The following is a 19,636-nucleotide window of genomic DNA, read 5'->3' as shown; positions in this document are numbered from 1 at the left end:
ACAATGACTTCCAATCTGACTACCGTCTCCTATATCGGCGCGGCCATCCTCTTCATCCTCAGCCTTGGTGGGCTGGCCAATCCCGAGACCGCGCGCCGCGGCAACCTGCTCGGCATGATCGGCATGCTGATCGCCGTGCTCGCCACGGTACTCGGCCCGCGTGTGTCGGCCGAGGGCATTCCGTATATCGTGGCGGCACTGGTCGTCGGCGGTGCGGTTGGCCTCTACGCCGCGAAGAAGGTGCAGATGACACAGATGCCCGAGCTGGTTGCGCTGATGCACAGCCTGGTCGGTCTGGCGGCATGCCTGGTGGGTTTCGCGAGCTATATCGATACGTCGGTGCAGTTCACGGGCGCCGAGCACGCGATCCACGAAGTGGAAATCTATGTCGGTATCCTGATCGGTGCGGTGACCTTCGCGGGCTCGGTCATTGCGTTCGGCAAGCTCTCCGGCAAGATCGGCGGCAAGCCGCTGCTGCTGCCGGCACGTCACTGGCTCAACCTGGCCGGGCTCGTGGTGGTGATCGTGTACGGCCGCGCGTTCCTGCATCCGGAGACGATCCAGGACGGCATGACGCCGCTCATCGTGATGACGGTGGTGTCGCTGCTGTTCGGCGTGCACATGGTGATGGCGATCGGCGGCGCGGACATGCCCGTCGTGGTGTCGATGCTCAACAGCTACTCGGGCTGGGCGGCGGCGGCTACCGGCTTCATGCTCGGCAACGACCTGCTGATCGTGATCGGCGCACTGGTGGGCTCGTCGGGTGCGATCCTGTCGTACATCATGTGCCGCGCGATGAACCGCAACTTCATCAGCGTGATTGCGGGCGGCTTCGGTACGGGCAGCGGTGCGCCTGCAGCGTCGGGTGCGGGTGCGCAGCCGGCCGGCGAAGTGGTGGCGGTGAGCGCGCTCGAGACGGCCGAACTGCTGCGCGATGCCAAAAGCGTGATCATCGTGCCCGGGTACGGGATGGCCGTGGCGCAAGCCCAGCACACCGTGCACGAACTCACGAAGGTGCTGCGCGAGAAGGGCGTCGACGTGCGCTTCGCGATCCATCCGGTGGCCGGGCGCATGCCGGGGCACATGAACGTGCTGCTCGCCGAGGCGAAGGTGCCTTACGACATCGTGATGGAGATGGACGAGATCAACGGCGACTTCCCGGAAGCCGACGTGTCGATGGTGATCGGCGCGAACGACATCGTGAACCCGGCGGCGCAGGAAGATCCGGGCAGCCCGATCGCCGGCATGCCGGTGCTGGAGGTGTGGAAGGCGAAGACCTCGATCGTGATGAAGCGCAGCATGGCGTCCGGCTATGCGGGCGTCGACAATCCGCTGTTCTACAAGGACAACAACCGGATGCTGTTCGGCGACGCGAAGAAGATGCTGGACGAAGTCTTCGGGGCGTTGAAGGCCTGACGGGGCGCATGGTCGGGCACGTGCGCGGGTCGCACGATAACCGGCTGTGGTGTCGGGCAGTCGGTTGATCGGGGCCCGGCACCCCGGACATGCGCATCGAGGCGATCACGGAAGTGCGGGGCGGGATGGTCCGTTTTGCACTTCCTTCCTTCCTTCCTTCCTGCCGGAAATTGACGGCGATCGATTGTCGGCGCGCAGATCCTCGTCCGTACAGCCGCCACACCCGATCCATCCCCGTGACGGCGTCGGCGACGATACCGTCTATCCAGCGAATCCAAGCTCGGCAAAACTCGTGATCCTTGCGTCGCACGCGCGTGCCAGCGCCGGATCGTGACTCGAAAAAAAGACGGCCCGGTCTTTAGCCAACGTCTTGAACAGATCGATCAGCACCGCACGCGACGCAGCATCGAGCCCGTTGCCCGGTTCATCGGCGATCACGACGGTGGGCGCGCCGAGCGTCGTCGCCGTCAGGAACAGCTTCTTGCGCGTGCCGAGCGACATCTGCTCGAAACGCTTCTCCATATGCGGTGCCAGCCCGAATCGATCCGCCAGTTCGAGCGTGCGGGTATCGACAGCCGTCTTCTTGGCCGCCGCCACCAGGTTGAGAAATTCACGACCGGTCTGAAACGGATACGCCAGGCAATCGTCGGGCACGTACGCCAGTGCGGATTTCGCATCGAGCGGCGCGGTGCGCAGCGAATGGCCGCCGAGCCACACCTCGCCTTCGTCCGGGTCAAGGGTGCCGGCGAGAATGGCGAGCAACGTTGATTTGCCACTGCCGTTTTCGTCGCATAGCGCGACGCATCCGGCACCGGATGCGTAGTGGAGTCCTTGGAAGATGACGCGCTTGTCGTAGCGCTTGCCGAGATTGTCGAAGCGGAGCATGGATCGGTCGATCAAACGAAAATTGGCCAGGTGAGCGTGACCCAGATCACGGTCAGCAGGACGCCCAGCAACACGGATTGTCGGGGCGCGTAGCGTTGCGGCAGATAGTGTAATGTGAGGAGCGGTGCGCCCGAGCACACCAGCGCGGCCGCCATCTGCCATGACAGCACGCCGTGCAGCGCCAGCAATAGCGGTGCGATCGCGGCGAACGGCAGCGCCAGTGCGGCAACGGTCAGCCAGTCGGCTCGGCGCTTCGCAAAGGCCGACAGCGGCAGCGACCGCATGAAGTGAGCCGCACGCAGGTGAGCCGCCCGCACATCGCGATAGGTCGTCGCCGCAATCAGTGCGATGACGGCCTGCGCCATCAGCGTCAGCGGAACCGCGCGCTTGTCGAAACCCCAGAGTGCGAGCAGGAAGCATGTAGCGACGGCGACCGCACCCATCATCACGCAGCGTCCGACGGTGCTCGCGGCACGGTCCCGCAGGATGCCGATTTGCAGCCCGGCGATGGGCGAAAGCCCATTCCGTGCACGGGCGCGGATGGCATGCGTGACGCGACGCGTGCATGCGCCCGGTGTTCTCGACCGGGCGGACGACGCGCCGGCGGTATGCGCAATCGTGAACGCTGCGAGCAACAATGCCACGATCAGCAACACCGGACGTAACGCGCCCTCGGCGTGAAAGCCGCCGACGAGGAAGGCATTGGCGACGGTCAACGCGATTGCGTTGCGGATATTGCGCGACAGCGCGGTCAGTTGCCATCCCAGCGTAATCAGGAACAGGTCGAAAACGAACAGGTAGTTGACTGCCTTCTGCGGCACAAAGGCGAGTGCGATGGCGGCCGCAAGTACGGGCAGCAACAGTGGCGTGCTCGCGATGATCACGACGAGGGTGTCGACGACGCGACGGCGGCTGTCGGGGACTGGCAAAGACGCCAGGAAGGTGACGAACGGCCCCCCGGTGATCGCGGTACGCTGCGCCAATACCCACACGATGCCCACGGCTTCGAGCAGGTGCACCCACGCGAACCGCCATTCGATGCCATGCGACGGCGCCAGTGCTGCGAGTACGGGCGCGCCCAGGATGCGTGTCTGCGAAAACACCGGCATCGCCGGCAGCAACAACATGGCCAGCAGGAGCAGTGCCTGCCAATGCCTGCGCAGCAGGCTGGACGTCGCGAGCGCGTACCACCTCAGTCGGCAAGACAACATCGCTTCCAGCTCCCTTTGACCGAGCAAACGAACCCGGCATCCTGCCACGGCGGTCGCCGCGCCACAACCTCACCCGTCTTCGATGGGTGCGGCGACAGGCATGAGATCGTCGGGCCGTATGAAAAACCTCGCCGCACATGGCCGCAACGGCCGTGCAAACGGGCGGGCCGCGGCGGCTCAAGACATCCGTCAGCGTAGCATCCGGATCCGAGTCTTGTCGGGCCCGTGAGCAAGACTCCGGCGCCGATCATTCGGCAAACGCCGGACAGGTACGCCGAAAGTCGAGGCGCGCGCGTCATACGGCTCGGGTATGCTGGATGAATGCCGGCCGGGTGAACGCGCAGGACGGCAAAACTGCACACAATCGCCGCGATCGTATCGCAACCACCGGCCGTACCGGGCCGATTTCAACTCCGGAACAGGGACTCGACATGGCAGAACTGGACAACGCGCTGTACGAACGGATCGGCGCGCTGAGCGACGCGGGCGATGCATTGATGGAAGATGGCGACTACGCAGGCGCGCTGGAGAAATTCTGGGCGGGTTTCGACCTGCTTCCCGAACCCAAGACCAATTGGGAAGCCGGAACCTGGTTGATGGCCGCCATCGGCGACGCGAATTTCTATCAAGAGGACTACGCGGCCGGACGCGACAATCTCGGCGAAGCGATGCATTTCCCCAACGCGATCGGCAACCCGTTCCTGCACCTGCGGCTCGGCCAATGCCAGTTCGAACTCGGCAATCTCGATCGCGCGGCCGACGAGCTGATGCGCGCCTACATGGGCGGCGGGCCGGAGCTGTTCGAGGACGAGGACGGCAAGTACCTGCGATTCCTGGCGACGCGGGCGGAAGGTATCGAGACGCCCTGACGCATGCCCGCATGCCCCCCCCCGCCGGCCCGCCGGCCCGCGTCGCGAGAAGGCTTCGACGCCCGCATCGCGATCCTGGGCGTTTTCTTCGCATGAGCACAACCTGCCAATGAACCTGACCTTTCCCCTCGCCACCCCGTCCGACGCCGAAACGCTGGTCGCGATCCGCATCGCCGCGATGCGCGACAGCCTCGAGCGTATCGGCCGCTTCGATCCCCAGCGTGCGCGCGAACGCTTTCTCGCGTCGTTCGACCCGGCGCTATGCCGCTTCATCGAAGCCGAGGGGGTGAACGCGGGCTTTTTCGTGGTTCGCCCGCAGGAAGACCACTGGCTGCTCGACCATCTGTACATCGCACCCGGGCATCAGGGAAAGGGCATCGGCGCGGCCGTGCTGCGCAGGATCTTTGCCGAGGCGGATGAGAAGCGCATGCCCGTCCGCGTCGGCGCGCTGCGCGGCAGCGCTTCGAACCGCTTCTATGCGCGGCACGGCTTCGTGCAGACCGACGAAGCGGAGTGGGACATCTACTACGTGCGCGAACCTGGTTCGGCGACCGTGTAGATCGCATACGGCCACGCACTGCGGCGACGCATTCGCGGTGCGGTCCGGGCGAGCGCATCAGCGTTTTCCCGGATACGGAATGCGCGGCGCCGGCCGTTGATGCAGAGAGACTATAAATACGTGATCCGAGGCCCATCATGACGACATCTGCAACAAACGGACCGAATGCGGTATCGCCTGAAACGACCGGGGCGGCAGCGACCTCCGACGATGCGGGTGGCGTACCGTCGATCCTGCTGGTCGACGATGAGCCGAGCGTGCTGTCGGCGCTCAGGCGCGTGTTCCGGCCCGCGGGTTACGCGATCCTGACCGCGGAAAGCGGCGAGGCCGCCCTCGAGATACTGGCGTCGACCGAAGTCGACCTGATCGTGTCCGACATGCGGATGCCGGGCATGAGCGGCGCGGAGTTCCTGGCCCGTGCACGGGCGCGCTACCCGGATACCATGCGCATCCTGCTGACGGGCTATGCGGAGATCGCGTCGGTCGTGCAGGCCGTCAACGATGGCGGCGTGTATCGCTACCTGAACAAGCCGTGGGACGATCACGACCTGCTGCTGACCATCGAACACGCGCTGGAGCAGCGGCACCTGCGGCGCGAAGCGGCCCGGCTGGCCGCGCTGACGGAAGCACAGAACGAAGCGCTGCGCCGTTTCAACACGGAACTCGAGACGCAGGTTCGTGCGCGCACGGAGGAGCTCGGCCAGACGGTGATGTTCCTCGAAGCCGCGCAGCGTGACCTGAAAAGCAGTTTCACCGCGATGGTCCAGGTCTGCGCGAGCATGATCGAGATGCGCTGCGGGTCCGCCAGCGGTCACGCGATGCGGGTCGGCGAGATTGCGCGGCGGCTCGCGCTGGCATCCGGGATGAGCGAGCTGCATGCGCAGGACGTCTATTTCGCGGGGCTGCTGCACGGGATCGGCAAGTTGTCGCTGCCGGACGAATTGCTGCGCAAGCCGCTCGCGAAAATGACGGCCGAAGAGCACAGCCTGTTCCAGCAGCATCCGCTGCGCGCGCAGATGGTGCTGACGCCGGTCGCGCAACTGCACAAGGTCGCGTCGATCGTGCTGCACCAGTACGAACGCTTCAACGGACGCGGCACGCCGGAGGGGCTGGCGGGCGACTCGATCCCGCTCGGTTCGCGGATCGTGGCGATCGTGCGCGACTTCGAAGGGCTGCGCAACGGCGACATCGGTGCGCCGCATTCGGTCGAGCAGGCGATCGACGCGTTGCGCTCGCAGGCCGGCGTGCGTTACGACCCGCGGATCGTCGATCGCCTGAGCGAGTTGCTGCGGGACCCGGCGAGTCTCGGTATCGCGGCGTCGGTCGCGGAGATCAAGTCCGCGCAGCTGCGCGAAGGGATGCAGCTCGCCGACGATCTGCGCACGCATCGCGGCGTGCTGCTGATGACCAAGGGCAGCGTGATGTCGGCGCACCAGATCGAGCTCGTGCGCCGCTTCGAGACGCGCGAGGGGACGCCGTTCGACATCCTCGTGCTGGCCGGCCAGGCCGCGGCGAAACCGGTGCCGAACGTGCCGAATGCGGGCACGGCCCCTGCCTGAGCGCGGACGCGCGGCCTGATGGCCGCGGTGCGCGATCGCGCGCCGCGGCGACGCACTCACCTCGATTCGGGCGCTCATCATGTACGGCACCTACAATCTCCCGCTGGTCCTGCTGTCGCTCGCGATCGCGACGCTGGCTTCCTATACGACACTCGACCTGGCCGCCTTCATTTCGCTGCTCGACAATCCGAAGCTCAAGCGTGCGTGGCTGGGCGGCGGCGCGGCGGCGATGGGTACCGGCATCTGGTCGATGCATTTCGTCGGCATGCTCGCGTTCTCGCTGCCGATTCCGCTCGGCTACGCATTGTCGGATACCGGCGCGTCGCTGGCGATTGCCGTGCTCGTGTCGTACTTCGCGCTGACGGTCGTCACGCGCGCGCGGCTGGGCTGGTGGCGGCTGCTCGCGGGCGGCACGCTGATGGGCGGCGGGATCGCCGGCATGCATTACGCGGGGATGGCCGCGCTGCGCATGCAGCCCGGCATTCGCTACGATGCGGCGTTGTTCGCCGCGTCGATCGGGATCGCGGTGATCGCGTCGACGGCCGCGTTGTGGATCGCACAGGCGCTGCGCGTGCAGCAGGCGCGCCATGCGACCGCCCAACGGGTCGGCGCGGCCTTCGTGATGGGCATCGCCATTACCGGCATGCACTACACGGCAATGGCGGCCGCGCATTTCGCGCCGGACGCGCGGTGCGGAGCCGCGAACGGGGTCGACACGCCGTGGCTCGCGACGACCGTCGCGCTGTTCACGACGGGGACACTGGTCGTCACTTTGTTGTTGAGCCGATTCGATGCGCGCACAACCTTCCTGCGCGGGATGACCGATACGCTCGAGCGACTCGTGCGCTTGCGCACCGTCGAACTGGAGCGCGCGCTGCACCGCTACGAACAGACGACGGCGATGCTGCAGCGGACGCGCGAGAACATGGCGACCGAGATCGACGAACGCAAGGCCGCGCAGGCGCGGCTCGAACAGGAGAAGGAGGAGCAGCGGCGCCTGTTGCAGGCGCTCGAGGAAACCCACGTGCAGTTGCTGCAGTCGGAAAAGCTCGCGTCGATCGGCCAGCTCGCGGCCGGTGTCGCGCACGAGATCAACAATCCGATCGGCTTCGTCAGCGCGAACCTCAATACGCTGAAGACCTGGGTACGCAGTCTGCTCGATGTGATCGCGGCGCATGAAGCCGCGCTGCCGCAGCTCGACCCGGCCACGCGCGACGCGCTGGCGGCGATGGGCCGCGCGGCGGATCTGGACTATGTGCGCGACGAGATCGTGACGCTGATCGACGAATCGATCGACGGCGCGCTGCGCGTGCGGCGCATCGTGCAGGACCTGCGCGATTTCTCGCGTCCGGCCAGCGGCGAGTGGAGCGTGGTCGATCTTCGCGCGGGCCTGGAAAGCACGCTCAACGTCGTCCACAACGCACTCAAGTACAAGGCCGAGATCGTGCGCGATTACGGCGACGTGCCGCAGGTCGAATGCCTGCCGTCGCAGTTGAACCAGGTCTTCATGAACCTGCTGGTGAACGCGGCGCATGCGATTCCCGAGCGCGGCGTGATCACGATCCGCACGTCGAGCGACGGCGAGCAGGTGTCGATCGCGATCAGCGACACCGGAACGGGCATGACGCCCGACGTCGTCCGGCGGATCTTCGATCCGTTCTTCACGACGAAGCCGGTCGGGCAGGGCACCGGGCTGGGCTTGTCGGTATCGCACGGCATCGTCGAGCGCCATCGCGGCACCATCGACGTGACGAGCGAGCCCGGGCGCGGCACGACGTTCTGCGTCCGGATTCCGATCCGGCGCGCCGGCGATCGTGCGAACGCGGCAGCGCTGGAGCAACGGGCGTGATCGTTTGACCGCCCCGTGCGCCACCGGCCGGCGCGGGTTGTCGCGCGGTCATCGCAGTTGCTTGCGGCGTTGGCGACGAAAGAATTGCCAGAACATCGCGGTGGCGTCCGGTCCCGTGGCGGAGTGAAACGGCTCGTGCGGATCGCCGCCGCTCCACGCATGCGGCAGCCGGCGGACGATGCAGACCCTGACGACGAGCCTTCCGGCCTTGAGATAGTCGATGTAGTCGGCGTCGTCGCGCGCATGGATGCGTTGTTCGGCAACGCGCATCGCGCCATGTTCGTCGACGAGCCGGTTGAGCCGTGCGAACGCGATGCCGAGCTGCGTCGCGTTCCGGTCGGTCACGACCGTATCGAGTGCGCCATGCATGACGAGGACCGGCATGCCGGGATAGGACGCGACGTCGGCGCAGGATTCGACCATGCGTATTGGGTCGTCGCGGAGGCCTCGACGCATCAGGTTCATCGCCATCATCGTCGACGACGGCGGTGCGATGGCGGGGCCGGAGTGCAGGCCAACTGCCGCGAATCGATCGGGATACCGTATTGCCAGTGCCGCGGCGAGCCCTGCACCGGCGGACATGCCGGCCACGTAGATCCGGTCGCGGTCGAAGCCGTGCTGTTGCACGATTGCGTCGACCAGCGACGCGACGGCTGCGGCTTCGGACTGTATCGCGTCGCCATGCCAGTGCCAGCAGCGGTGCGCATGGGCCGTCTTGGCTTGCTCTGGAAACAGCACGGCGAACCCCGACCGCTCGGCGAGACGGCACACGCGCGTGCCCGCGGCAAACGATTCGGCACTTTGCTTGCAGCCGTGCAGCATGACGACGGCCGGCATGCCGGCTGTCGTCGCCGTCGCGGCGGGGAGATACAGCGCGTAGGAAAGGTGGTTCACGTAGCGGCCGGCACTCGGGCCGGCGGAATGAAACGAGCGGAGCCACGTGCCGGGCGCCTTGTTCGTCGCTGCGCGGGCGGGATGCGCGGTGCCCGCGTGTCTGGCGCTACGAACGGTGACGGCTGGCCCGGCGGCAGGCTTGATCGCCCGCTTGGTGGTGGGGCGCGGCTTGCGCGTGCGCTTCGCCGGGCGCGTGCCGGTGGCGATGGCAAGCAGTTCGAGATGCCGTAACCAGAGGCTGGCTTTTTTCCTGGGCATGTGCAGTTTCGCGCCGGCGGCCGAACGTGGCAGGAAGATGCGGCCGAATCCGCTGTCGAGTTGAAAATCGAAATGGGACGCGGAGCAAGATTCGTGCTGCCGGCCGCGTGCGCATTGAACCGGTTGAGCGGTCGAATGCAACGGAAAGCGCGATCCTGCCGCCTCACCGTGGCGATTCGAGTCTGCCATCGGCGATGCTAATCGTCCGATGTGACGCCGCTGCGAATGGGCGTCTGCTTCTATCCTGTCGCGCGCAGGGCTAACGCCGATCGAGCAGCGTATCGCTCAGCACACTGAACGCCGCGCCCGGCAGCTCGTGCAGATGCTCGACCACGCTGCTGACCGGATAGAACGCTTCGACCGAATCGTCGAGGATCCCGACGCCGATCAGTTCGACGCGCCGCGCGCGCAGCGCATCGACACGTGCGCGCAGGTCGGTGCGCAGGATTGCGGGGTGGCCGTCGCCGGTGGCCGGATAGCCGTCCGACAGCACCATCAGGATTCGCCGCCGCGCCCGCTTCGCCAGCAGCCGCTCGGCGGCCCAGCTCAACGCCTCGCCGTCGGGATTCTCATGGCCGCATTCGATGCAGGCGAGGCCGCTCGTGTGGTCGGAATCGAACCGCTTGTAGATGCGCAGGTCGAGCCGTTCGACGAACCGGTTATAGCCGAACGTGTCGCGGCCGGCGTCGATCCAGCGCTGGTAGTGCGCGCGCATCGCGGCATCTTCGACGGAGCTGTAGCCGAGCACTTCGCACGCGAAGCCGAGTTGCGTCAGCGCATCGCACAGCGCCGCCGCGCACAGCCTGGCGAGCTCGATCTTCTTGCCGGCCATCGACCCGCTGCAATCGATCAGCAGGCTGACGGCCGCATCTCGCCCGGGCGCCGCGCGCCGGACGCGGAACGGCGTGCGATAGCCGGGAGAGGTGACGAGGCGCGCGAGCGACGTCCGGTCGAGCTCGCCGCGTTCCTGTTCGCGCTTCCAGCGCGTCTGCTCGTCCACTTTCAACGCGCGTTCGAGTCGCAGCTTGAGCGGCTCGGTTTGCGCGCGGGCGGCGCTTCGCAGGCGGTGCCAGCGAGCCGGTTCGCCCTGGCCGGTGAAGTCCGTCACCGTGTCGAACGCGGTGGTCAGCGGGACCGACAGCAGCGGCCGGTTGTCCGCGGACAGGCGGATCGTGCCGGGCGTCGCATCGCCTGGCGTCGGCGCTTGCGCCGACGATTCCGTGTCGGCGATCGCACCGGCACTCGATTCGGCCGAAACCGGCGCACGTGCGTCGTCCGGCGCGCCCGGTCCGTCGGAGTCGAATTCGGCGGCGACGCTGTCGCTGTCGATCGTGCTGCCCGGATCGGCCGTGAACATCATGTTGTTCGCACCGGCCGACGCCAGCGCGCGCACACGTTCGACGATCCGGTGCGCGGCGCGGATGCTGTCAGCCGTCGAGGTCGCGGCGCGTGCTTCGTCGACGAGATCGTCCGATGCGGCCATCGTCGCGTCGAGCGACGGCACGCGCTCGAGGGAGGATGGCGGTTCGTCCCATAGCGCACGCTCGATGCGCCACACCAGCCTGTCGCGCCACGCGATCCGTGGCCACCGGCGGAGCGTGTCGGCGGCTGATGCCGCTCGCATCCGCCGCAGGAACGTCATCGCGCCGGGATAGATCGCAGCGAGGCGGCCCGCCGCGCGCCGGTCGTCGATCGCCTGCGCAATGGCGCGCACGCCGGGCGACGCCAGCGCGGCAAGGTCATCGATCGCGCCGAAGCGGGTGCGCGCCGCGTAGAGGTCGACGAGGCCGACGATCGCGTCGTCGTCGATGTCGCCGGCGAGCAGCGTGTCGGGCAGCACCAGCAGGTCGCGCTGCACGACCGGCCCGTGGCGCGCGAACCGCACCTCGATGCCGTGCCGTTGCGCGAGCGTGCGGGCCAGCCGGGTCAGGTGGAGCGACCGCGCGTCGTCGTCCCGGTCCATCGCGTCAGGCCTCGACGTCGATGTAGTGGCGAATGATGCTGCGGATCAGGTCGGCGTCTTCCGCGCCGACCTTCGCATAGATCGTCGGGCCGGCGGCCGATTCGGGGTCGCCGGTGCGCAGCATCAGCTCGGCCCAGTCGATCAGGCGCCGTGTCGAGAATGCGCTGGCCAGATCCTCGCGGACGAACGCGGCGCGGCAGTCGGCCGCGATCGCCGCGAGCGTGTCGGCCATCGCCGCGGTCATGGCCGCGCCGAACGTGCGCTGCAGCACGCGCGCCTCGTCGGGCGGCGGCAGATAGTCGAGGCGATACACGCGCCAGCGGTCGAGAAACGCCTCGTTCATCACGTTGGCGCCCTGGTACAGATGGCGGAACTGTCCCATCGCGCCCACCGCATTGGCGGTCGCGAACAGCCGGAACGACGGATGCGGGACGACGATCTCGTTGCCTTTCTCCTTCAGCAACAGGCGTCCGGCCGGTTCGAGCACGGCGGTCAGCACCGCGAGGATCGCCGGTTCCGCGAAGTCGATCTCGTCGACGATGAGCCACAGCCCTTCGCGCATCGCGGTCGGCAGCACGCCGTCGACCCAGATCGTTTCGCCGCCCTTGACGGTCCAGAACCCGACGAAGTCGCCGACCGTCGTCTGCCCGTTCATGTTCGAGCGCAGCACGCCGTGGCCGGCCAGCGCGGCGGCCTGCTCGATGAGGCTCGTCTTGCCGGTGCCGGTGTGACCGATCAACAGGATGCGCCGGTTCTCGACGATGTCTTCCAGCACGTTCGTCGCACGCGCGGTGAACAGGTAGGCCGGGTTCTGCGGCGGCACGAGCGGCCCACCGGGCCCGCGCGGCATCGACACGCCGCCCACGTGCGCGACGTGCGTCGCGTCGCCGGCCGCCACGGGGCGCGACGACTGCGCGCGGCGCAGGTCCTGCATGAACGCGCCGCGATGAGCGGGCGCCGCACGGTCGCCGGCTTCGCGCCGGACGAAGCCTTCCTGGATCCACTTGTGCAGCTTCGCGTCGAGATTGTCCGCATCGACGACCGTATCGACCGATGTGCTGCCATCGGGCCGGTGATGCTGGATCCGGTACATGTGCGCGCGTTCGGAGCGGCTGACGATCCATTGCCCGGCGGACGGGTCCGCCAGTTGACGATAGACGCCGAGTACCGACGGGACGGAGGAGGGGGAATCAGCGGGTGCGTTCATGGTGGCGAGCGAGAGTGGGCGGCTGGCGCTTCGTGCCTGCGATGCATCGCGTCGATTGTAGATTTTTTTGTCGTGACGGAGGGTATTCGCGCGGGAATCGATTCGCTGCGATTCGGTGCGATTCGGTGCGCGGCAGGCGGTGCATTGGCCTGCCGGATCATGCGAGTGCCATGGGGGATGCGTTGCGGCGCCCACGCGATGGCACCGCACCGCATTGATCGCGCCGATCGTCCGGCAAGGTCGCGTCTCCCGGGCGTCGGTCGGCAACGTGCATCCCTTTGGATGTCGATTGACACCTGGCCTGGCGCTGGTCTCCCCGGCCTCTCACGAAGACAATCCGTCATGTCGAATGGCAGCCGTCACGTCACGCCTTGATCAACAGGGGGGAATTTCAGTACCGTAGCAGGCTTGATCGCCGGGCTTCCATTACAAGTCCGTGGACGGCCCGGCGCTACATCCAATGGTGCGCCGGTCGTCGAATCCGGCGAAGGAGTGTTGAACGTGACGGAGACAGGAATGGACGAACGGGTGATCCGTCGTGCCAGTGCGCTCGATGCCCCGGCCGTGCTGGGGATCTTCGATGACGTGATTGCGTGGTTCGTTTCCATCGGTAACGACGGGCAATGGGGGCGCGAGCCGTGGTCGACGCAACCCAAGCGGATTGCGCTCGTGACCGAAGCCTGTGCGATGCCCGACGCGTGGGTGGCGGAGGATCGGGAAGGCCGCGTCCTGGGCGCGTTGATCCTCGGCGAGTCCATGCCCTACGTGCCGCCCGCTACCGAACCAGAAATTTATGTGCGCGTGCTGGTGGCGGCGCGCGATGCGCGGGCGCGGGGTGTCGGCCGGCGTCTGATGGCCTTCGCGGATGAGCGTGCCCGGGCGGCCGGGGTGGAGCGCTTGCGGGTGGACTGCTATGGCGGCGGGACTGGCGCGCTGGTGCGTTTCTACGAGTCCTGCGGGTATGAGCGGATTTCAACCTTCGATGTGGACGGTTGGCCGGGGCAGTTGTTGGGGCGTGATTTGTGACGGTGCCTGTCCGCAACTTTGCGTGCGGCGCATAAGCTGACGGGCAACTCGCCGCCCACGAAAAGGCCGCCGTACCGGGCGGCAGTGCAGCGCTGCCGAGTACGGCCCCTGGTTTCCGCCCATTCCGGTGTGGCGTTCTGCGGACTGGGGGGCCGATTCCGCTTTTTCCCCCGGGTCGCCGGTGTGACGAAGATCCGAAAGTGCCGGTCAGCCGAGCAGGCCGGCCCAGTACAACTCGGCTGCCCGTTCGACCGCACGCGTCTGCGTCGTGTGCGCCAGCCGGAACGCGTCGCCCTGAATCGTTTCGTCCGGAAACTCGGTGACGAGCGTGAACGGCACGGTCGACCGATGATCCTCGACCACGAGACACGGAATACCGTTGATGCGTGGAAACGGCAGATCGCCTGCGTGCGCGTGCCACGCGTGGATTTGCCGTTCGTTGAATGCCACGAGTTCATCCGATTGCGCCAACGCGCGGGTCAATGCGTCGAGGAACGGCCGCCCGTCGAGGCCCGCATGGTGACGCAGGATCAGGAAGAAGCCCTTCGGAATCGACCAGAGTTCGCTGCCGCGCGGGATGTAGCCGCTGCGCGGCCGCGTCCAGTCGTGCGCCGGGTAGCCGTGCAGGCTCAGGTGCAGCCGCGCGCCGGTGCGCTCGATCGCGTCGAGCCGGGCGGCTTTTTCGCCGAACGGCGGTTGCGTGCGGGCTTCGAGGTCGTCGCCGAGCGCGGTAAAGCGCGCGGCATGGGACAGGTGCGTCGGGTGGGTGGCACGCAGGTGGTGATGCAGCGCGGCGCCGTCCGGATTCTCGAGCGGCACGAGCGCGTAATGCGCATCCGGGCGCAGGTTCAGCGCATGGGCCGCCCGCAGCGCGCCGACGACCCCCGACGTCTCGTTGGCATGCTGGCCGGCGGTGATGACGAGCCCGGGCAATGCGCCGCGGACATGAATGGCGTTCACGCCGCGTCCCTGATGCGACGTGGCCGCGAACCGTTCTCCCGGCAGCGCGTCGAGCGCGCGATCGACGTCGGGCGGCGACAGCGGCTGGCCAACCGCCGCGAGCGCGTCCGGCGACGCAAGCGCTTCACTCGGGGTGGCCGCGGCTTCTGCCGTCGCCGCGCGAACGTGCGTTTCCAGTGTGATCCGAAGCGTCGTATCGCCTTGCGTGCGCGTGATGTCGGGCACGATCTGCCCGGATTGCAGCGTCCGGTCGGACGCGTCGCGGCCCGCGAGCGCATGGAAGAATTCGGCCGCGCCGTAGTACGCGTCCTCGTGCCACGCGTCGAGCGTGCTGACGAGTTCCTCGCCATACGGCAGCGTCCGTTCGATGCCCGACGTGGCGACCGCGATCCGCAGGATGTCGAAGAACGGCGCATGGTCGGGCCACGGATGCGCGCGTAGCGCGTCCAGCGTCGCGGCGGCGGCCGCCTCGAATTCGGTGATGAGCGGGGCGTCCTCGATCAACGTGCTGCCGTTCCACACGCGCAGCCAGCCACACGGCGACGCGGTCGCGTCATTCGGCGCGAAGATGCGATGCGTCGCTCCGTCGGCCTCGACGACATAGTGCGCCGGGTCGTCGCCGGGCTCGAACGCGAATTCGAGCGGCGCGAGCCAGCCCGCGAGCGGATACGCTTCGAGCCGGAACCGATGGTGTGCGCCCGCCGGTGTGCGGATCACGATCCGGCCGGTGCGTGGCGGCTCGAATTCCTCGATGAAGAAATGCACCAGCGGCTTGTACGCGCTGCGCAACACCGCGTCGATGCCGCGGGCGGCCAGCGTGCGCTCGGCGTCGCGGCGCACGGCTTCGTCTTCGAAGAGCCAGGCCTCGACACGGGTGGCGGTGCCGGGCGTGAAACGGTCGGTCAACGTGCGCAGCGTGCGCGGATAGTCGGCGGAGAACAGGGTCGTCATGATGAACGGAGGCGGGTAGGGATCGGGACATCTCACGGCGCAGGCCGACTAGCGTACACGCCGGCGCAGGCGTTGTGCTTCGAGGCGCGGCAGCAGATGCTGGATGACGCGCGGCAGCGTATAGATCGGCAACTGCGCGCACGTGAACACGAGCGCCATGGTGGGTGTCGCGGCGAGCCCGAGCGCGGCCCACATCAGGCCGACGTTGCGATTGGCGACGATCAGCGCGACATTGAGCCGCGTGCGCACGTCGCCGGGCGTGAGCCCGTACGCGATGATCTGGAAGCCGGCGTTGACGGCGAACGCGAGTGCGATCGCGCTCAACGCGCGGTGCGGCGCGTCGATGATCGATTGCTGCATGCCGGCCATCGTGCCGAGTGCGAACACCAGCAGCGCGACGACGACGGTCGCATCGATCGGCGTCGCATAGCGGTCGAGCCGGGACCCCGCGAACCGCCGCACGAGCAGCGCGACACCCTCGGCGCTGCCGATCAGCAGCGCAAGGCGCAACGCGAGATTCAGCGGCGAGATCGACACGGCTGCCTCGTGGCTGAACCAGGCCGTCAGCAGCGGCGCGGTGAGCGGAACGAACACCATCGAGGCGAGGGTCGCGACGAGCGCGACGCTGGCGTCGAGCGACAGCATCCGCGCGATCGTCGACGTGCCGCTCGACGGCGGCGCGCAGTACGCGATCACCAGCGCGACGACCCAGTCGTACGGCAGGCCGGCGAGCCGCGCGGCGATGCCGAGCGCGACCGGGCACGCGATCATCGTCGCGGCGGGCAGCAGTAGCGACACGGCCGGCCGCCGCGCGACCGCGCGCACCGCGCTGGGCTCGACGCGCAGCAGCGTGCCGAGCACGAACAGGAACACCGTGACGGGCATCAGCGGCCGCGCGAGATCCGCGAGCGGCGGCACCAGCAGCCCGAGGCCGACGCCGCATGCGAGCACGGTCGGGCCGCGCCGCACCAGCGCGGCGATCAGCGCGCGCACGGCGGTGCCTCGGGACGGTGGTGAACGGGGGTGAAACCGGGGCAGACGTCGGATGGCATGCGGTTTCCTCGAAAGGGCCGGCCGGCACGGGATATCCGCAGACTAATCTGGATCATGAGCGAAGTAAAATGATATAAGCTGAATCCGTAACAAGAGAAAGTGATATGAACATCCCTCTGCTCGAAACCTTCCGGGCCGTCGTTCAGGAGGGCAGCGCGCTGCGCGCGGCCGAACGGCTTGGCTGTACGCAATCGAACGTCACCGCGCGGCTGCGCCAGCTCGAAGCGTCGCTCGACGCGCCGCTGTTCGACCGGTACGGCAAGCGGCTGGTGCTGAACGACGCCGGGCGCCGGCTGATCCCGTATTGCGACCGTATCCTGCGCCTCGTCGACGAAGCGACGCAGGTGGTGCGCGAGACGCCGGTCGCGCGCAGCTTCCGGCTCGGCGCGATGGAAAGCACGGCGGCCACGCGGCTGCCGGCGCTCGCCGCCGCGTTGAAGGCGCGTGATCCGGCGCTCGGCCTCGCGGTGCAGATCGGCAGCGAGCCGGATCTGGCCGACGCGCTGCTGCGCGGTCGGATCGACGCCGCGCTCACCGCGCGCGCGGTCGTCCGGCCCGGGTTGCGCTACGAGCCGGCATTCGCCGAAGAGATGGTGCTGGTGAGCGCGGCCACGGTCACGCGCCGGCAGGTGCTGGCCGACAACACGGTGCGGCTGCTCGCGTTTCACGACGGCTGCCCGTATCGCGCGGTGGCGGAGAACTGGCTGAAGGCGCGCGGCATCGCGATCGAGTCGGTGGCGTCGTTCGGCACATTCGGTGCGATCCTCGGCTGCGCGGCCGCCGGCATGGGTGTCGCGATCCTGCCGAAGCGGATCACGACCGAGCATGTGGCGCGCAAGGAACTGCGGGCGCACGCGTTCGACGATCTCGACAGCGTGACGACCTATCTCGTCACGCCGGAAGAAGCGCTCGGGCTGGCCGAGCTCGACGCATTGCGCGCGGTGCTCGGCCAGCAGGCGGGGGCACTGCTCACGCGCTAGTGCAGCGCGGCGTGACGCGCTATCGAGGTTTCGGATCGGGTGTTCAAGCCGCGTCGAATGCCCGGCGAAACCGGGCTATTGCACAGGGACGCGATGATCGGCGAAGCGGCAGTCGGTTGCCGGACCGTGGAGATGGACGCGCACGAATAGCGAGTGCCATGTCCACGACAGCACGTAATTATTAAAGGAATGCAATCAATGGCTGAACCACTTTTCGTACTGGCCGATGTCGAAATCAGTGAGGCGGCGTTGCGTCGATGGCTGAAATCCGCGCCACTTTCTGCCACGGCATTCGACGATTGGCCAGGTTCAGTGTATCGCGGCGATTCGGGGATTTCCAAAGCGGCAACGTCGGCGGATCTCAGCGTCGCTGACGGATTGGTTGCCTATTGTGTGGGCAGCTTCGGGCTGGGTGATAGTCACCTTCATTGCAACTACGACAAACAAGCAAAAGCGCTTCGTTTTGCGGTGTACTTTCAGTATGGCGATGAAGCGGGCGTCATGGAGTCCGCGCTTTCTTTCTGCGCGTTGCTGCGCGGTATTGCGGAAACATACACGGCAAAAATGCCGTCATTCATCCGCCTGTTTGACACGGGCACCGATATTCTGTGCATCGAGATCAGTCAAAAGGCCTCGCGGATCGTGCCCGATCCTGTCAATGCGCAGTTATCCCCCGAATGGTTCGATGAGTGGATCAGTCAAGAAAACTTCGGCGATCCGGACAAACTCCTGGCCGCGCTGTTCCCACCATTGGCACGGGCCCTGAAGAAGCAGGTTGCACTGGGTGCGCTACGAGCCAGCCCGCAAGCGCCCTACGATTATGATCGGTTCTTCTGGACCGATGGCGAGCACGTTTACGGCCGCTCTTCTGATGACCCAGTGGTAAAAAACGCAGACCCGAAAACCTTTCGCCGGGTCACGCCAGCCAACGCCATGGACTCGGCCTTTTATGCAGATGCGTGCCAGATCTGGTATCACCAGCCGATGGTGGACGTCGTGCCGGTGCAATCGCTTGAATCGGGCGCCCCCATGCAGGGTTGGCGGCCCTTCAGTTCGGATGGAGAGCCGCTATTGCGTTGTGGTGACACCGCGTGGACTGTCGCGAACATGGATTATCCCGACGGGGGGAGTGTTTTCGGTCACGCGGACTACCCCAATGGCGGGAATACCAAAGGCAACGTCAGGAGCGTCTTGCGCAACATTCAAGCGCAGGGCGGCGTTCCCGTATGGGAGAAGATATACAACTTCGAATATCTTCGCCCGACCCAGGTGGAGGGCGCTTCGTTCGTCCATGTAAAAGACGGTTTGTTTGAAGATGGCAAGTCGGTCTACGTTCAGACGGATCGAGGCCTGATCCGCATGGAGGGCGCCGTTCCGGGAATGACGACATATCTGGGCGGACTGTGCTGCAACAACGGTCGGTTTTTCCGAAAAGGATGCGCAATCAAGCGCCAACTCGATGCCGCTACGCTGCGATATCTCGACTACGATTTATACGCAGACAATCGCCACGTTTACCAGCTTCGCGATGTTTCGGATGGCCACGAGTTCAGCCCCGACCTGCATATCTTGCGGGATGCGGAGCCGGCAGATTTCCGGATCATGTGTGCGCTGCCGAACGCGACGATCAGCGCGGATACGCGGCATGTCTGGCTAAACGGCGAGGTCATCCCGGGCTCGACTCCCGAAGCGGTCAAATTCATGGGTTCGTTCTTCTGGACGGACGGAAATCGCGTTTACAACTGCGAAAAGCTGATTCAGGATGCCGATCCGAAGCAATTCGACGTGCTGGCTGACTCCGATTACGCGCGCCAGGGAAAGGTCGTCTATTTCCGCGCCGAACAGATTCTCGGCGCCGATGCGGCCAGTTTTGTCGCGGACGGTGGGACTGCCGCTCACGACCGGCACCGGCGCTATGAATTCGAGAGGCCCGTTGAACCTCGGGATTCCGAGTCCTGAAAAGAGGTAGTCGAGTGACTGGCGGGCGGTTGAGCTG

General features: G+C 66.7%; 15 protein-coding genes. 8 read left to right on the top strand and 7 right to left on the bottom strand.

Features of this window, described 5'->3' with window-relative positions; all coding sequences use genetic code 11:
* The first annotated feature begins 3 nt into the window (after positions 1-3).
* Entirely contained in the window at positions 4-1,416 is a 1,413-nt protein-coding gene (gene pntB, locus LGN19_RS14245) for a Re/Si-specific NAD(P)(+) transhydrogenase subunit beta (RefSeq protein WP_226215369.1), read from the top strand.
* A gap of 261 nt (positions 1,417-1,677) precedes the next feature.
* On the opposite strand, the gene LGN19_RS14240 is transcribed toward pntB, so the two are convergent.
* Entirely contained in the window at positions 1,678-2,301 is a 624-nt protein-coding gene (locus tag LGN19_RS14240) for an ABC transporter ATP-binding protein (protein ID WP_226215367.1), read from the bottom strand.
* Between the two features lie 11 nt (positions 2,302-2,312).
* Positions 2,313-3,512, bottom strand: a complete 1,200-nt coding sequence (locus tag LGN19_RS14235) for a DUF6136 family protein (RefSeq protein ID WP_226215365.1) — start codon at positions 3,510-3,512, stop codon at positions 2,313-2,315.
* A 317-nt stretch (positions 3,513-3,829) separates the two neighbouring features.
* Between LGN19_RS14235 and LGN19_RS14230 the strand changes: the two genes are divergently transcribed.
* The 4 genes from LGN19_RS14230 to LGN19_RS14215 all read left to right on the top strand — a co-directional run bounded on the left by LGN19_RS14230 (position 3,830) and on the right by LGN19_RS14215 (position 8,348).
* Positions 3,830-4,381, top strand: a complete 552-nt coding sequence (locus LGN19_RS14230; RefSeq protein ID WP_226215363.1) for a tetratricopeptide repeat protein — start codon at positions 3,830-3,832, stop codon at positions 4,379-4,381.
* Between the two features lie 109 nt (positions 4,382-4,490).
* Entirely contained in the window at positions 4,491-4,940 is a 450-nt protein-coding gene (locus LGN19_RS14225) for a GNAT family N-acetyltransferase (RefSeq protein WP_226215361.1), read from the top strand.
* 137 nt (positions 4,941-5,077) lie between these two features.
* Positions 5,078-6,499 carry an HD domain-containing phosphohydrolase gene (locus LGN19_RS14220; protein ID WP_226215359.1) on the top strand — a complete coding sequence of 474 codons (1,422 nt, stop codon included), beginning with the start codon at positions 5,078-5,080 and terminating at the stop codon, positions 6,497-6,499.
* A 79-nt stretch (positions 6,500-6,578) separates the two neighbouring features.
* On the top strand, positions 6,579-8,348 hold the full coding sequence (locus tag LGN19_RS14215) for a histidine kinase (protein ID WP_226215358.1): 1,770 nt from the start codon (positions 6,579-6,581) through the stop codon (positions 8,346-8,348).
* A gap of 48 nt (positions 8,349-8,396) precedes the next feature.
* Here the strand turns inward: LGN19_RS14215 and LGN19_RS14210 are convergent, their stop codons facing one another.
* The 3 genes from LGN19_RS14210 to LGN19_RS14200 form a co-directional block, all read right to left on the bottom strand.
* Positions 8,397-9,500, bottom strand: a complete 1,104-nt coding sequence (locus LGN19_RS14210) for an alpha/beta fold hydrolase (RefSeq protein WP_226215588.1) — start codon at positions 9,498-9,500, stop codon at positions 8,397-8,399.
* 259 nt (positions 9,501-9,759) lie between these two features.
* Positions 9,760-11,463, bottom strand: a complete 1,704-nt coding sequence (locus LGN19_RS14205; protein WP_226215356.1) for a cobaltochelatase CobT-related protein — start codon at positions 11,461-11,463, stop codon at positions 9,760-9,762.
* Positions 11,464-11,467: 4 nt separating this feature from the next.
* Positions 11,468-12,670 carry an ATP-binding protein gene (locus tag LGN19_RS14200; RefSeq protein WP_226215354.1) on the bottom strand — a complete coding sequence of 401 codons (1,203 nt, stop codon included), beginning with the start codon at positions 12,668-12,670 and terminating at the stop codon, positions 11,468-11,470.
* Positions 12,671-13,171: 501 nt separating this feature from the next.
* Between LGN19_RS14200 and LGN19_RS14195 the strand changes: the two genes are divergently transcribed.
* Positions 13,172-13,696 carry an N-acetyltransferase family protein gene (locus tag LGN19_RS14195; RefSeq protein ID WP_413227207.1) on the top strand — a complete coding sequence of 175 codons (525 nt, stop codon included), beginning with the start codon at positions 13,172-13,174 and terminating at the stop codon, positions 13,694-13,696.
* Positions 13,697-13,903: 207 nt separating this feature from the next.
* On the opposite strand, the gene LGN19_RS14190 is transcribed toward LGN19_RS14195, so the two are convergent.
* On the bottom strand, positions 13,904-15,607 hold the full coding sequence (locus tag LGN19_RS14190) for a hypothetical protein (protein WP_226215347.1): 1,704 nt from the start codon (positions 15,605-15,607) through the stop codon (positions 13,904-13,906).
* Between the two features lie 48 nt (positions 15,608-15,655).
* Complete coding sequence (locus LGN19_RS14185; protein WP_226215346.1) at positions 15,656-16,600, bottom strand: hypothetical protein; 945 nt, start codon at positions 16,598-16,600, stop codon at positions 15,656-15,658.
* A 164-nt stretch (positions 16,601-16,764) separates the two neighbouring features.
* Between LGN19_RS14185 and LGN19_RS14180 the strand changes: the two genes are divergently transcribed.
* Together LGN19_RS14180 and LGN19_RS14175 are read left to right on the top strand one after the other, a co-directional pair.
* Complete coding sequence (locus LGN19_RS14180) at positions 16,765-17,640, top strand: LysR family transcriptional regulator (RefSeq protein ID WP_226215344.1); 876 nt, start codon at positions 16,765-16,767, stop codon at positions 17,638-17,640.
* Positions 17,641-17,838: 198 nt separating this feature from the next.
* Complete coding sequence (locus LGN19_RS14175) at positions 17,839-19,599, top strand: DKNYY domain-containing protein (protein ID WP_226215343.1); 1,761 nt, start codon at positions 17,839-17,841, stop codon at positions 19,597-19,599.
* Positions 19,600-19,636 lie beyond the last annotated feature (37 nt).

The organism is Burkholderia sp. AU30198, from assembly GCF_020419825.1.
Taxonomy (GTDB): Bacteria; Pseudomonadota; Gammaproteobacteria; order Burkholderiales; family Burkholderiaceae; genus Burkholderia.
The sequence above is the reverse complement of the archived record's forward strand: the minus strand, read 5'-3'. Positions and strand labels throughout refer to the sequence as shown.

Excerpts from the sequence above, each read along its gene's own strand:
- pntB (WP_226215369.1), top strand. The coding sequence starts at position 4 with ATGACTTCCAATCTGACTACCGTCTCCTATATCGGCGCGGCCATCCTC.
- LGN19_RS14240 (WP_226215367.1), bottom strand. The coding sequence starts at position 2,301 with ATGCTCCGCTTCGACAATCTCGGCAAGCGCTACGACAAGCGCGTCATC.
- LGN19_RS14235 (WP_226215365.1), bottom strand. The coding sequence starts at position 3,512 with ATGTTGTCTTGCCGACTGAGGTGGTACGCGCTCGCGACGTCCAGCCTG.
- LGN19_RS14230 (WP_226215363.1), top strand. The coding sequence starts at position 3,830 with ATGAATGCCGGCCGGGTGAACGCGCAGGACGGCAAAACTGCACACAAT.
- LGN19_RS14225 (WP_226215361.1), top strand. The coding sequence starts at position 4,491 with ATGAACCTGACCTTTCCCCTCGCCACCCCGTCCGACGCCGAAACGCTG.
- LGN19_RS14220 (WP_226215359.1), top strand. The coding sequence starts at position 5,078 with ATGACGACATCTGCAACAAACGGACCGAATGCGGTATCGCCTGAAACG.
- LGN19_RS14215 (WP_226215358.1), top strand. The coding sequence starts at position 6,579 with ATGTACGGCACCTACAATCTCCCGCTGGTCCTGCTGTCGCTCGCGATC.
- LGN19_RS14210 (WP_226215588.1), bottom strand. The coding sequence starts at position 9,500 with ATGCCCAGGAAAAAAGCCAGCCTCTGGTTACGGCATCTCGAACTGCTT.
- LGN19_RS14205 (WP_226215356.1), bottom strand. The coding sequence starts at position 11,463 with ATGGACCGGGACGACGACGCGCGGTCGCTCCACCTGACCCGGCTGGCC.
- LGN19_RS14200 (WP_226215354.1), bottom strand. The coding sequence starts at position 12,670 with ATGAACGCACCCGCTGATTCCCCCTCCTCCGTCCCGTCGGTACTCGGC.
- LGN19_RS14190 (WP_226215347.1), bottom strand. The coding sequence starts at position 15,607 with ATGACGACCCTGTTCTCCGCCGACTATCCGCGCACGCTGCGCACGTTG.
- LGN19_RS14180 (WP_226215344.1), top strand. The coding sequence starts at position 16,765 with ATGAACATCCCTCTGCTCGAAACCTTCCGGGCCGTCGTTCAGGAGGGC.
- LGN19_RS14175 (WP_226215343.1), top strand. The coding sequence starts at position 17,839 with ATGGCTGAACCACTTTTCGTACTGGCCGATGTCGAAATCAGTGAGGCG.